General features: G+C 67.8%; 10 protein-coding genes and 1 tRNA gene. 6 read left to right on the top strand and 5 right to left on the bottom strand.

The genetic code is table 11. From position 1 onward, the window contains the following. The first annotated feature begins 657 nt into the window (after nucleotides 1-657). Entirely contained in the window at nucleotides 658-1,554 is an 897-nt protein-coding gene (locus ACMCNO_RS29525; protein WP_412752703.1) for a hypothetical protein, read from the top strand. An 83-nt stretch (nucleotides 1,555-1,637) separates the two neighbouring features. Here the strand turns inward: ACMCNO_RS29525 and ACMCNO_RS29520 are convergent, their stop codons facing one another. Both ACMCNO_RS29520 and ACMCNO_RS29515 read right to left on the bottom strand, forming a co-directional pair. Further along, nucleotides 1,638-3,404, bottom strand: a complete 1,767-nt coding sequence (locus ACMCNO_RS29520; protein WP_412752702.1) for a DUF4062 domain-containing protein — start codon at nucleotides 3,402-3,404, stop codon at nucleotides 1,638-1,640. 383 nt (nucleotides 3,405-3,787) lie between these two features. Further along, a tRNA-Arg gene (locus ACMCNO_RS29515) sits at nucleotides 3,788-3,859 on the bottom strand. A 327-nt stretch (nucleotides 3,860-4,186) separates the two neighbouring features. Here ACMCNO_RS29515 and ACMCNO_RS29510 point away from each other — a divergent pair. After that, complete coding sequence (locus ACMCNO_RS29510) at nucleotides 4,187-4,600, top strand: hypothetical protein (protein WP_412752701.1); 414 nt, start codon at nucleotides 4,187-4,189, stop codon at nucleotides 4,598-4,600. A gap of 145 nt (nucleotides 4,601-4,745) precedes the next feature. Here the strand turns inward: ACMCNO_RS29510 and ACMCNO_RS29505 are convergent, their stop codons facing one another. Together ACMCNO_RS29505 and ACMCNO_RS29500 are read right to left on the bottom strand one after the other, a co-directional pair. Continuing rightward, nucleotides 4,746-5,423: a DUF305 domain-containing protein gene (locus ACMCNO_RS29505; RefSeq protein ID WP_412752700.1), complete on the bottom strand. Its 678-nt coding sequence runs from the start codon at nucleotides 5,421-5,423 to the stop codon at nucleotides 4,746-4,748. After that, nucleotides 5,420-6,223: a DUF3105 domain-containing protein gene (locus ACMCNO_RS29500; protein WP_412752699.1), complete on the bottom strand. Its 804-nt coding sequence runs from the start codon at nucleotides 6,221-6,223 to the stop codon at nucleotides 5,420-5,422. Before ACMCNO_RS29500 ends, ACMCNO_RS29505 begins: the two co-directional genes overlap by 4 nt. A 97-nt stretch (nucleotides 6,224-6,320) precedes the next feature. On the opposite strand from ACMCNO_RS29500, the gene argS reads away from it, so the two are divergent. The 4 genes from argS to thrC all read left to right on the top strand — a co-directional run bounded on the left by argS (nucleotide 6,321) and on the right by thrC (nucleotide 11,834). Next, a complete protein-coding gene (gene argS / locus ACMCNO_RS29495; RefSeq protein ID WP_412752698.1) occupies nucleotides 6,321-7,985 on the top strand; it encodes an arginine--tRNA ligase in 1,665 nt (554 codons plus the stop codon). Nucleotides 7,986-7,988: 3 nt separating this feature from the next. Further along, on the top strand, nucleotides 7,989-9,374 hold the full coding sequence (gene lysA, locus ACMCNO_RS29490; RefSeq protein WP_412752697.1) for a diaminopimelate decarboxylase: 1,386 nt from the start codon (nucleotides 7,989-7,991) through the stop codon (nucleotides 9,372-9,374). Further along, nucleotides 9,371-10,684: a homoserine dehydrogenase gene (locus tag ACMCNO_RS29485; RefSeq protein ID WP_412752696.1), complete on the top strand. Its 1,314-nt coding sequence runs from the start codon at nucleotides 9,371-9,373 to the stop codon at nucleotides 10,682-10,684. The genes lysA and ACMCNO_RS29485 overlap by 4 nt, the downstream gene beginning before the upstream one ends. Nucleotides 10,685-10,781: 97 nt before the next feature. Continuing rightward, the gene (gene thrC / locus ACMCNO_RS29480; RefSeq protein ID WP_412752695.1) at nucleotides 10,782-11,834 is read left to right on the top strand and encodes a threonine synthase; all 1,053 of its coding nucleotides are present in this window, start codon (nucleotides 10,782-10,784) and stop codon (nucleotides 11,832-11,834) included. A gap of 8 nt (nucleotides 11,835-11,842) precedes the next feature. Here thrC and ACMCNO_RS29475 read toward each other — a convergent pair whose 3' ends face one another. Further along, nucleotides 11,843-12,301, bottom strand: a complete 459-nt coding sequence (locus tag ACMCNO_RS29475; RefSeq protein ID WP_412752694.1) for a MarR family winged helix-turn-helix transcriptional regulator — start codon at nucleotides 12,299-12,301, stop codon at nucleotides 11,843-11,845. Nucleotides 12,302-12,307 lie beyond the last annotated feature (6 nt).

Here is a 12,307-nt window from a genome sequence, read left to right as displayed (position 1 = left end):
GCTCGGCATGGCCCTTCGGCCCACGTCTCGGCCGTGAACTTGGCCGCGTGTTTGCCGTGAACAGCCGGTGAGGGCCGGACACGGCCGGACAGGCGAGTAAGGCACCGCCAGCGTTTGCGCTGGTCGGTGGCCTGAAAGTCCTGGTGAGCAATGGTGCCCCCGGCTGGAGACGGCCCTGCGCTCGCGGGTCGGCTGCACGGTGTGCCTGCGCTGCGATTTGTTACGACTGACCTTGGCCTTCCATATTCCGTTGGTGCGCAGGTTGGTGCCCCGGTCAGCGGAGGGATGGGGCGCACCATCGAAGGGCCTGGGCGCCAGTGGCACTCCTCGGCCGCCGGGTGGGCTATCCGTCGGTCCGGTTGTGCGCTGGCGTTGACAGTCGCTCGGCGTGGATCTCAGTGACTGACCTTGAGCCCAATCACGCCGGCGATGATCAGGGTTAGGAAGACGAGTCTTGATACCGCGACGGGTTCGGCACCGGTGAGAATGGCGCGGCCGGGTGCCCGCGGACGTGGGCGCGACGATGCTGGCGGCTGCACGCCCCGGGAGTGGCGTTAAAGAAGCTTTAAGGAACGCTTGCTCAGCGTCATGAACTGCTGCCACATCATTTCTCGTATATCTCGGCACAAGCAGTACCGAGACGAAGTGGAGCCGTGCATGTATCGACGCGGAGTCAGCAGCCGGACGCGCAAGCTGGTGATTGCAGGTGCCGCCGCAGCGCTGCTCGGCTCGGCGCTCGCGGTCGGCACGGGGATGAGCCAGGCCGCCGAGTCCGGAGCCGGCTCCGGTAACATTGACGCTTTGGTGCCGGCGCTGGGTTTCAGCCCGGGCAATCCGAATGCGACGGCCGACCGCGTGGGCCCTACCGGGGTAAAAGTTCCCGGTCGCTGCCCACCCACTCAAGCCCAAGTGAACGCGCAGGTAGCGCTCAAGAATGCGAACTTTCCGAGTGGAACGGACCTTGAGAGCCGCATCCAACGTTTTGAAAAAACCTTGTCGGCGATTCAAGACTTGAAATGCCCCGCATCTTCCACGACTTTGCTGGGCCGCTTGAATTCCTTGACCGCGCTGCGCACAAACGCGAACCGCGATAACATCCTGCGTGGTTTGGGTTTGAACGAAACGCCAGCGGATAAAGCCGCCGCCACAGGATCCGGTGACGCGGCCGCGAGTGGAGCGACGGGGAACGCCGGAGCCGGCTCCGGTAACATTAACGCTTTGGTGCCGGCGCTGGGTTTCAGCCCGGGCAATCCGAATGCGACGGCCGACCGCGTGGGCCCTACCGGGGTAAAAGTTCCCGGTCGCTGCCCACCCACTCAAGCCCAAGTGAACGCGCAGGTAGCGCTCAAGAATGCGAACTTTCCGAGTGGAACGGACCTTGAGAGCCGCATCCAACGTTTTGAAAAAACCTTGTCGGCGATTCAAGACTTGAAATGCCCCGCATCTTCCACGACTTTGCTGGGCCGCTTGAATTCCTTGACCGCGCTGCGCGGAAACGCGAACCGCGATAACATCCTGCGTGGTTTGGGCTTGAACGAAACGCCAGCGGGATAAAGCCGCTGACCGCGCCGGTGCTGTGCTGAAGATGTTGGGTAGATCGGCGGGACCTGTACAACGGTTGGCGTCATGGCGCAATATCAGCTTAATCGTTTAAACACGCCACCGAATCCCGCAAAGTCAACATCGGCGAAGCCGCCGGTGCCCTCTAGCACGCATCTAGCAAAGGCGGCTTTAGGGATAGCCGCCAGGACGACGGTGCGGCGGAATGGGCAGCACCATTGAGTACACGTTGTTGCCCCACGACTGAAACCCGTCCAATGGCCCGATCTGCTGTAGCTTGCGCAGAGTACTGGGACTGTCGCGGTCGAAGATTGCAATGACTTGTTTTTGTTTGGTGGCCCGTAGAGTGCCTGCTGTTCGCACGCGTTGTAAAGCATGCTGTCGCTGAAGGTCTCACCTGGCCGGAAGTAGCGCAACGGCAGATCAGGGACGAGACGACGGCGCGCAGCCTCAAGGTGCTGCAAATCGGTCTTGCCTTCCGTCAGGATGTGGGGCTGCTCATCCAACAGGAGCTGCAATTGCAGATTCTTGACGATGCGGGCTGTGTGCAAAGCGTCGGCAAGCGGTCCAAGGTTCCCCCAAACTTCGTCCGCTCCGGAAACATTGCGAGAAAAGTCAAAGTATAGGCCGAACTTCCAGCCAGATTGCACGACGCAGACCACGCGGTCGCCCGGTGCGATGTCCACATCCGGCACTCGGTAGGAGGAAGGGTCCGTTACGTCTTCCACATCGACTGGATCGCCAGCGTTGATATCAGGCATGACGGTGCCGGTGACAATCGGTTGGTAGCCGGTATAGAGGTCTGCTGAATTGTTCTTGTGTAGTACGACCATGAAGCTGCGCCCGCCGCCGTGAATGCCTGCCGGTGCAAGATACTCCCGCTCTATCTGATTGATATACAGGAAGAACCGAGGATCATCGGCAGTAAGGCATGCGGAGTGAATGACGGCGACGGGCTCGCCGTCTATCGCCATATTCGGCGACTCCACGATGCGAAGCTGCCCGATCAAGCGCAGCAGTCCTGCTACCTGCTTTGGGAGTTCCGTGTCGTCGAGGATGGAGCCCATGCCGTCACCAGGCAGGGTTGCCCATACGGATGCCTGGCCGTTCGGGCTCAGCCGGATACCGAGTAGCTGTGGGTCTCGGACGGTGTCCCACCCGGTTTGTTGGTGCGGCACGGTGATCATGATCGCGCCGTCGGGCCGCGAGGTAGTCAGTGGTTCGCTCGCGTTCACCAGCCCGCTCTCCCGTAGCCGAGCCGGTAGGGCGTTCGCTAGGTCGCCCATGATCCGTGCGGGTCGGACGGAGGCATTGGCGGGCACGACGTGGACCTCCAACGCTGTGGGCGGGGAGGTGAAGCCATGGCGTTGTTGCTGCTCAAAGTCTGTTCGCCATGTCACGGTGACGGGTGCGGTCAGTGGTGAGAAGGCGAGCGGGTTGCCGGCCTCTTGCAGTTCCCGGAGCTTGCCGGCGACCTTGGTCAGCAGCTCGGCGGTGGTCGAGAACGTGTCGTAGAAAACGCCCGTCGCGTAGTCGCCTATGGATCGGACGAACGTCTCCTGCTCCGCCTCGAAGGTCACGTCCAGCTTCCGGTACACCAACCTCGGGATGCCGGTAGATTGCGCGGCCACCCACTCGTCGTGGGTGGGTGACTGTCCGGTGTCCGGGAAGCGGTAGCCGTAGTTAGGCCCCAAGATCAGGAGATAGGCATCGGCGGTGGCTACTCCCGCGAGGCATGCCTCCCGGCTCGGCAGGGGCTGGGCGGTGAAGTCCTCGAACCGAACCGGGGTGTGACCAATCGCCGAGACAGGCCGGGAGCGCATCGCGCGCCTCCTCGAGCCCACGCCGCACGCTGCTGACGAAAATCCTCACCGTGTCATCGTCTCGCAGTCACGTAGCTGATCACCGCGCGGTCACCCCTGATGGAACGCTACGTCCTCGGAACTTACTCCGTGGCCGCGTGCTCCTTGCCCTCGTCGACCACGATCCCGATATCGTCGCGACCATCAACGCGAACACGCCGAGCATTGGGTGCGATAGTTGCCATCGGTGCCCCCTGGCGTGCCGGTGCGTGCCGCCTGCCGATCACCCGTCCGCGCGGGCAGATCGCCAAAACGTCTTAGCTTCCCGGAGCGGAGGGTGCGGATCTGGCCTTGCGGCCCGGTGGCAGCGGGGTAGGTCGCTTCGACGATCAACGTACCCGCTGGCACTGCACGGTTCTGTGACGTGCCCCCGGCAGGATTCGAACCTGCGCTTTCGCCTCCGGAGGGCGACGCTCTATCCCCTGAGCTACGGGGGCTCAGCGCTGAGAAGCCTAGCAGGCGCCGCTGACGAATGACCAACCGGCTCCGGCGGCGCGTCGCGGCCACCGGACCGGAGTTCCCGCTAGCCGATCTTGTCGTGCGGCAGTCGCGCGGGCGGGATGATGGTCGCCCGGCTGCCTGGCACCCGGGTCGGGGGCGCTGCCTGTGGGGAGCGATATATGACCTTGAATCATCGCCAGGCGATGGCTACTGTGCTTACCGCCTGGTAATCACGGGGGTTGCCTTGCGCGCGACGTGTCATGTAACCGCCTTGTGCGGCGGTGGGTCGTGTCAATGAACCCCCCACGTCGGAAGGATTCTTGATGCGGCTAAAGTTTGCTCGTCATGCGATGGCAGCTGCTGTCGGTGTCGCTCTGGTAACGGTGACGAGCGCCTCCCCGGCTTTTGCCGCGGGTGGTTGCAACACGTCGAACCCGACGATCAGTGTCTGCGTCAATCACGGGGATTCCGGCCTTAACACGCGCGGTGACTTCTACATCAACCGCACCCCGGACTCCAGCATCTACAAGTACAAGGAAGTGCTTGTCGTCAACGGGTCCGAGCGAGGCTCGAAGACCGGCCGGATCACGCAGACCGGACGGCACTGCTGCCTGTACCTGAACCTCCAGACGCTGCCGGTGTCGACGAAGTCGGTGAAGACCCGGGTTTACGTTTACACCCGTTCGGGTGCGCTGCACATGACGGTGGACAGCCCCACGATCTCGGTGCGGAACTGACCATCGGATTCGCGTCGAACCGATCGCCATACGGTCGGCGTCCGACGGCCTGAGTAATTCACCAATGGGCTGTGCCGGTTTCATTACTGGCACAGCCCATCTGGATGTCCTGAGGAAACAGGCCCAGGGCGACATTGTCCGTGGTCTACGCCGACCCGAGTTTCTTCAGCAGATCGTTGATCAGATTGATCTCGCCCTGCTGGCTGGTGACTATGGTCTGGGCGAGCCAGGTCACGTCCTCGTTGTCGGACGACTTCAATGCTTCCTGGGTCATGTGGATCCCACCCAGGTGGTGTTTGCGCATCAAGGTCAGGTACTGGATGTCCAGCTCCTTGCCGGTCGCCTTGCGCAGCGCGGCGATCTCGTCCGGGCTGGCCATGCCCGGCATGAGGCCGTTGACCACCGAGCCCGCCGAATTCGGCATCCACGCCATCGGCGGCTGGGAACTGGTCGGGCTCAGACCCCAGTCGCGCAGCCACGCCTGCATGTAGCCGATCTGGCCGTGCTGGGTGAGCGCGATGTCGTTCGCCAGCGTGACGATCTCCGGATTCGTGGAGTTCGCGTGGGCGATCATGGACATCTCGACCGCCTGGGCGTGGTGGGTGCTCATGTCGCGCAGGAAGCCCGCCTCGACCGAGTCGTCGGCGGGCGTGTTCAGGCGCGGGATCAGCAGGCCCACGGCCGCGCCGACCACCAGGCCGAGGACGAGCGCCGCGGCGACCCAGCCGGCGCCCCACCGGCGCCTCGTGGGCCGCTCGGGCTCGTCGCCGAGCGCGGCGGCCGCCGGGGCCGCCGCGTCCGCGTCGGTGGGTGCGTCCGTCATTTGTTCATGTTGGTGCCGTTGGTGGCGTCCGCCACCGGGCCGGTCGTGGTGTTGCCGCCGGAGCAGGGCGCGCCGGGCTCCATGGAGGCGTTCAGCCGCAGGGCCTTGACGAACTCGTCGATCCGCGGGTCGCTCGCGCTGTCGACCTTGAGCTGGTAACCCCACGCCTGCAGCGAGACGTTCTTGTCGAGGTTCGCCATCGGGCTCATGAGCAGGTAGTCCTTGCCCTTGACCTTGTCGGCGAGTTCGGCGACCTGGTCGGCGCCCAGACCCTGCTTGTAGGTCACCCAGACGGCGCCGTGCTCCAGGCTGTGCACCGCGTGCTCGTTGGCGATCGGCTCCGTGTACACGTCACCCATGCAGTTCTGCCACGCCGAGTTGTGCGCGCCGCCCACCGGCGGGTTGGTGACGTACGTCTGCGGTCCCTTCTTGTGATCCCTGGCGTCGATCTGCGGGTTCTTCTGGGCGCGGTAGTTGACGATGCCCTTGATGTCGGCGGCCTTGTCCTCCCAGGCCTTGCTGCCCTGGACGGTCGCGTACACCCCGAACCCGATGATGCCGAGGGCGATGACGATGACGGCGCCCACGACCGCGATCGGCCCCCAGCTTCGACCACTGTTGACCTTGACCGGTGCGACCGTCTTGCGGCCCTTGCCGCCAGACTTCGCGCCGCCGGGCTTGGCGCCGCCGGGCCTGGGGGAAGGCTTGGCGCCGTTCGCCGGGGGCTTGCCCTGGCCCGACGTCTTGTCGACCTTGACACTGGACGGGTTCCGCTCAGGACCCGGGGTGCTCATGCTCATCGTGCCTCGTCAATGTGTTCGAAAATGAGAGCCGGGCCCGTGAGCAGGGCACCGGGACGCCGCCGAACGCCAAAGTCTACCCGGATAGCATGACTCGGTGACTCCCGCCGACCTCGCCATCACCGTTCTCGACGCCGCCCGGGCCGTGTTCGCCGCCCGAGGCATCGACGCGACCGTGCTGCCCGCAACGACGACCGTCGAGCGGCCCCGCAACCCGGAGCACGGCGACTACGCCTCGACGCTCGCGATGCAGCTCGGCAAGCGCGCCGGGGTCGCCCCCCGCGAGCTGGCCACCGCGCTGGCCGAGGAACTGGGCCGCCGCGCCGGGATCAAGAGCGTGGAGATCGCCGGGCCGGGCTTCCTGAACATCCGCCTGGACGCCGATGCGGCGGGTCAGCTGGCCCGCGACATCGTGCTGGCGGCCGGCGCGTACGGCCACACCCCCCGCCTCACCGGCCAGCGGATCAACCTCGAGTTCGTCTCCGCCAACCCCACGGGTCCCGTGCACATCGGGGGTGTCCGGTGGGCGGCGGTCGGCGACGCGCTGGCCCGGCTGCTGCGCGCCTCCGGCGCCGACGTCGGCACGGAGTACTACTTCAACGACGCCGGTTCCCAGATCGACCGGTTCGCCAAGTCCCTGTACGCCAGCGCCAAGGGTGAGCCGGTCCCCGAGGACGGGTACGGCGGCGAGTACATCGCCGACATCGCGGCCGCGGTGCTGGCGGCGGTGCCGGACGCGCTTCTGCGGCCGGAGGCCGAGGCGCTGGAGGTGTTCCGGGTCGAGGGCGTGCAGCTGATGTTCGCCGAGATCAAGGCGTCGCTGAGCCAGTTCGGCGTGCACTTCGACACGTACTTCAACGAGAAGGACCTGCACGACCGGGGTGAATTGGACGAGGCCCTGGTGCGGCTGCGTGAGCAGGGCCACATCTTCGAGGCGGACGGGGCGACCTGGCTGCGCACCACGGACTTCGGTGACGACAAGGACCGGGTGCTGCGCAAGTCGGACGGCGACTGGACGTACTTCGCCGCGGACTGCGCGTACTACCTGGACAAGCGCAAGCGCGGCTTCGACCGGGTCGTGATCATGCTGGGGGCGGATCACCACGGCTACATCGGCCGGATGAAGGCCATGGCCGCGTGCTTCGGCGACGATCCGGCGACCAACCTGGAGATCCTCATCGGCCAGATGGTCAACCTCGTGCGCGACGGCGAGCCGCTGCGGATGAGCAAGCGGGCCGGCACGGTGATCACCCTGGAGGACTTCGTCGACGCGCTCGGTGTGGACGCGGCCCGGTACGCGCTGGCCCGGTACTCCTCCGACTCGTCCATCGACATCGACATCGACCTGTGGACCCGGGCCACCCGCGACAACCCGGTCTACTACGTCCAGTACGTTGCCGCCCGCACCGCCGCGGTGGCCCGCAACGCCGCCGAGGTCGGCCTGACCCGCGGCGAGCCGGACGCCTTCCAGCCCGGGCTGCTCAGCCACGAGAAGGAGAACGACCTGCTCAAGGCGCTGGGGGAGTACCCGGCCGTGGTGGCCAGCGCGGCCGAGCTGCGCGAGCCGCACCGGGTCGCCCGGTACCTGGAGGAGGTCGCGGGCGCGTACCACCGGTTCTACGACAAGTGCCGGGTGCTGCCGATGGGTGACGAACCCATCTCCGACCTGCAGCGCGCGCGGCTGTGGCTCAACGACGCCACCCGTACGGTGATCGCCAACGGGTTGAGCCTGCTCGGCGTCTCCGCACCGGAAAGGATGTGACCCGTGAGGGCTCATGAGGCTGGTGCGCTGCACGGTGACCTGGGCAGCCGGGGGCCGGCTTGGCTGCGGACCCCGGAGGACGTCAACGCCCTCGTCCCGCAGCTGTGGGCACGGACGGTGACCCGTGCGGACGACGGGGCCCTGACCGTCGGCGGGCGCAGCGTGCGCGACCTGGCGGCCGAGTACGGCACCCCGGCGTACGTGCTGGACGAGGCGGACCTGCGGGCCCGCTGCCGGGACTTCGCGGCGGCGTTCGCCGGGGCGGACGTCTACTACGCGGGCAAGTCCTTCCTCTGCAAGGCGGTCGTGCGGATCGTCGCGCAGGAGGGGCTGTTCCTCGACGTGTGCACCGGCGGTGAGCTGGCCGTGGCGCTGGCCGCGGGATTCCCGCCCGAGCGGCTGGGCCTGCACGGCAACAACAAGTCCGTCGCGGAGCTGACCCGGGCGCTGGACGCGGGCGTGGGACGCATCGTGCTCGACTCGTTCCATGAGATCGACCGGCTCACCGCGCTGGCCCGCGAGCGCGGGGTGCGGCCCGCGGTGCTGATCCGGGTCACCGTGGGGGTGGAGGCGCACACCCACGAGTTCATCGCCACCGCGCACGAGGACCAGAAGTTCGGCTTCTCGCTGGCCGGTGGGGCCGCGTTCGAGGCCGCGGTGCGGGTGCTGGACGAGGGCGTGCTGGACCTGCGCGGGCTGCACTCGCACATCGGCTCGCAGATCTTCGACACGTCCGGGTTCGAGGTGGCGGCGCGGCGGGTGCTGGAGCTGCAGGCGCAGATCCGCGACGCGCGCGGGGTCGAGCTGGAGGAGCTGGACCTCGGCGGGGGCTTCGGCATCGCGTACACCACGCAGGACGACCCGTCGCCCGCGTCGGACCTGGCGAAGCGGATCAACAAGATCGTCGAGTCGGAGTGCGAGCTGGCCGGGCTGCGCGTGCCGAAACTGTCCGTCGAGCCCGGCCGGGCCATCGTGGGCCCGGCCGTCTTCACCCTGTACGAGGTGGGCACGGTCAAGGACGTCGACGGGATCCGCACGTACGTGAGCGTCGACGGCGGGATGAGCGACAACATCCGCACCGCGCTGTACGACGCGTCGTACTCCGCCACGGTGGCCGGGCGCGTGTCGGCGGCCGAACCGTTGCTGGCCCGCGTCGTGGGAAAGCATTGTGAAAGCGGGGACATCCTCGTGAAGGATGAATTCCTGCCCGCCGACGTGCAGCCCGGAGATCTTCTCGCGGTACCCGGCACCGGGGCGTACTGCCGGAGCATGGCCAGCAACTACAACCACGTGCCCCGGCCCCCGGTGATCGCGGTGCGTGACGGGGAGTCGCGGGTGATCGTCCGGCGGGAGACCGAGGCCGACCTGCTGAGTCTGGATGTGGGATGAGTTCTGAGCGCAAACCGGTACGACTGGCGCTGCTGGGCTGCGGCACCGTCGGCGCCGAGGTGGTCCGGCTGCTGCACGACCAGGCCGGCGACCTGACGGCGCGGATCGGGGCGCCGCTGGAACTGGTCGGGATCGCGGTCCGCCGCCCGGGGCGCCAGCGCGGCGACGTGCCGATCGACCCGGCCCTGTTCACCACGGACGCGATGGGCCTGATCAAGCGCGACGACGTGGACGTGGTGATCGAGGTGGTCGGCGGCATCGAGCCCGCCCGCAGCTGGATCGTCGAGGCGCTGCGCGCCGGCAAGAGCGTGATCACCGCGAACAAGGCGTTGCTGGCCGAGGACGGCGGCACCCTGCACGACGCGGCGGCCGAGGGCGGCGCGGACCTGTACTACGAGGCGTCCGTGGCCGGGGCGATCCCGCTGCTGCGCCCGTTGCGCGAGTCGCTGCACGGCGACCGGATCACCCGGGTCACCGGCATCGTCAACGGCACCACCAACTACATCCTGTCCTCCATGGACGCCACCGGGGCGGGCTTCACGGAAGCCCTGGAGGAGGCCACCGAGCTGGGGTACGCCGAGGCCGACCCCACCGCCGACGTGGAGGGCTTCGACGCCGCCGCCAAGGCCGCCATCCTCGCGTCCCTGGCGTTCCACACCCGGGTCACCGCGGCCGACGTGTTCCGCGAGGGCATGACCGGGGTGACCGCGGGTGATGTGGCCAGCGCCAACGAGATGGGCTGCACCATCAAGCTGCTCTGCCTGGCCGAACGCGGGCCCGACTCGAGTGGCACCGAGTCGGTCAGTGTGCGGGTGCACCCGGCGATGATCCCGCGCAGCCATCCGCTGGCCGGCGTGGGTGACGCGTTCAACGCGGTGTTCGTCGAGGCCGAGGCTGCGGGCCAGCTCATGTTCTACGGCCGGGGGGCCGGGGGTACGCCGACCGCCAGCGCCGTGCTGGGCGACGTGGTCGCGGCAGCCCGCAACCGCCTCGCGGGCACCCGCGCCCCGAGCGAGAGCGTGTACGCCCACCTGCCGATCCGGCCCATCGGCGAGGCGGTCACCCGCTACCACATCAGCCTCGACGTGGCCGATCGCCAGGGCGTGCTCGCCACCGTGGCCGGGGTGTTCGCCAAGCACGAGGTCTCCATCGCCACGGTGCGCCAGTCCGGCCGCGACGCCGACGCCACCCTGGTGATCGTCACGCACGGTGCCCCGGATTCGCACCTGGCCGCCACGGTCGCGGAGTTGGAGCGGCTCGACATCGTCAGGTCGATCGCGAGCGTGCTGCGGGTCGAGGGCGGCGCCTGATCCCGGGTGCAGAGTCCCGCCAGGTGGTCACCGACCGTCCCAGAATCCCAAAGTACGGCATCATCGAACGGTCGCAGGCGCAGTGAAGGGGTACGAGATGAGCTGGCGGGGACTGATCGAGGCGTATCGCGACCGGCTGCCGGTCACCGATGCCACGCCGGTCGTCACGCTGCACGAGGGAAACACCCCGCTCGTGCCCGCGCCGGTGCTGTCGCGGCGCGTCGGCGCCGACGTGTACCTGAAGGTGGAGGGTGCCAACCCGACCGGGTCCTTCAAGGACCGTGGCATGACGATGGCGGTCTCCAAGGCGGTCGAGGACGGCTCGAAGGCGATCATCTGCGCCTCCACGGGCAACACCAGCGCGTCCGCCGCCGCGTACGCCGCGCGGGCCGGGCTGACCTGCGCGGTGCTCGTGCCGCAGGGCAAGATCGCGCTGGGCAAGCTGGCCCAGGCGCTGGTGCACGGCGCCAAGCTGCTGCAGGTCGACGGCAACTTCGACGACTGTCTCGCGCTGGCTTCCAAGCTGTCCCAGGATTACCCGGTCTCCCTGGTCAACTCGGTGAACATCTTCCGCCTGCACGGGCAGAAGACGGCTGCCTTCGAGATCGTCGAGGCGCTCGGCGACGCCCCGGACATCCACTGCCTGCCGGTGGGCAACGCGGGCAACATCTCCGCGTACTGGATGGGCTACTCCGAGGACCACGACGCCGGCAACGCCAAGCGGCTGCCCAGGATGTACGGCTTCCAGGCCTCCGGTGCCGCCCCGATCGTCACCGGGCAGGTGGTGCCGGAGCCGTCGACCATCGCCACCGCGATCCGGATCGGCAATCCCGCGAGCTGGACGAAGGCGCTCGACGCCCGGGACGCCTCCGGCGGCCTGATCGAGGCCGTCACCGACCGGGAGATCCTCAACGCGTACCGGCTGCTGGCCCGTGAGGTCGGGGTGTTCGTGGAGCTGGCCAGCGCGGCCAGCGTGGCGGGGCTGCTGCAGCAGGCCGAGGCGGGCCGGGTGCCCGCGGGCGCCACGATCGTGTGCACGGTCACCGGCCACGGCCTCAAGGACCCGGAGTGGGCGATCAGCACCGCCCCCAAGCCCACCACGATCGGCAACGACGTCGTGGCGGCCGCCCGCGCCCTCGACCTGGCCTGACCTTCCCGTCAGGGGGACGGGGGCGCGTCGGACTCCTCGGCGGCCGCCCGGACCAGGACGCTCATCGCGTCGCGGACCAGGCGCAGTTCCGTGGTGTCGAGGCGGCGCAGCAGGCGGCGCAGGCGCTCGGCGCCCGCGGTGATGATGCTCTCGATCAGTTCGGTGCCGCCCGGGGTGAGGCTGATCCGGCGGACCCGGCGGTCGTGCGGATCCTCGTGGCGGGCCGCCAGGTCGTGCATCACGAGCCGGTCCATCATGCCGCTCAGCGTGGCCAGGCTCACGCCGAGCAGTCCGGCCAGTTCCCGCCCGGACGTCTCGCCGAGGCGCCGCAGCAGCATCATGATCTTCAGTTGGGGCAGGGTCAGCTGGGACGCGAACAGCGGATCCGACCGGTCATACGCGAACAGGTGCTGCATCCGCTGCTCGGCCGCCATGATTTCGGCTATGAGCTGCTCGTTGTCCGCCACGCCACC

The sequence above is a fragment of the Krasilnikovia sp. M28-CT-15 genome (assembly GCF_047159595.1).
In the GTDB taxonomy this organism is placed as follows: domain Bacteria; phylum Actinomycetota; class Actinomycetes; order Mycobacteriales; family Micromonosporaceae; genus Actinoplanes.
The sequence above is the reverse complement of the archived record's forward strand: the minus strand, read 5'-3'. Positions and strand labels throughout refer to the sequence as shown.

Excerpts from the sequence above, each read along its gene's own strand:
- ACMCNO_RS29525 (WP_412752703.1), top strand. The coding sequence starts at position 658 with ATGTATCGACGCGGAGTCAGCAGCCGGACGCGCAAGCTGGTGATTGCA.
- ACMCNO_RS29505 (WP_412752700.1), bottom strand. The coding sequence starts at position 5,423 with ATGACGGACGCACCCACCGACGCGGACGCGGCGGCCCCGGCGGCCGCC.
- ACMCNO_RS29485 (WP_412752696.1), top strand. The coding sequence starts at position 9,371 with ATGAGTTCTGAGCGCAAACCGGTACGACTGGCGCTGCTGGGCTGCGGC.
- thrC (WP_412752695.1), top strand. The coding sequence starts at position 10,782 with ATGAGCTGGCGGGGACTGATCGAGGCGTATCGCGACCGGCTGCCGGTC.
- ACMCNO_RS29500 (WP_412752699.1), bottom strand. The coding sequence starts at position 6,223 with ATGAGCATGAGCACCCCGGGTCCTGAGCGGAACCCGTCCAGTGTCAAG.
- ACMCNO_RS29510 (WP_412752701.1), top strand. The coding sequence starts at position 4,187 with ATGCGGCTAAAGTTTGCTCGTCATGCGATGGCAGCTGCTGTCGGTGTC.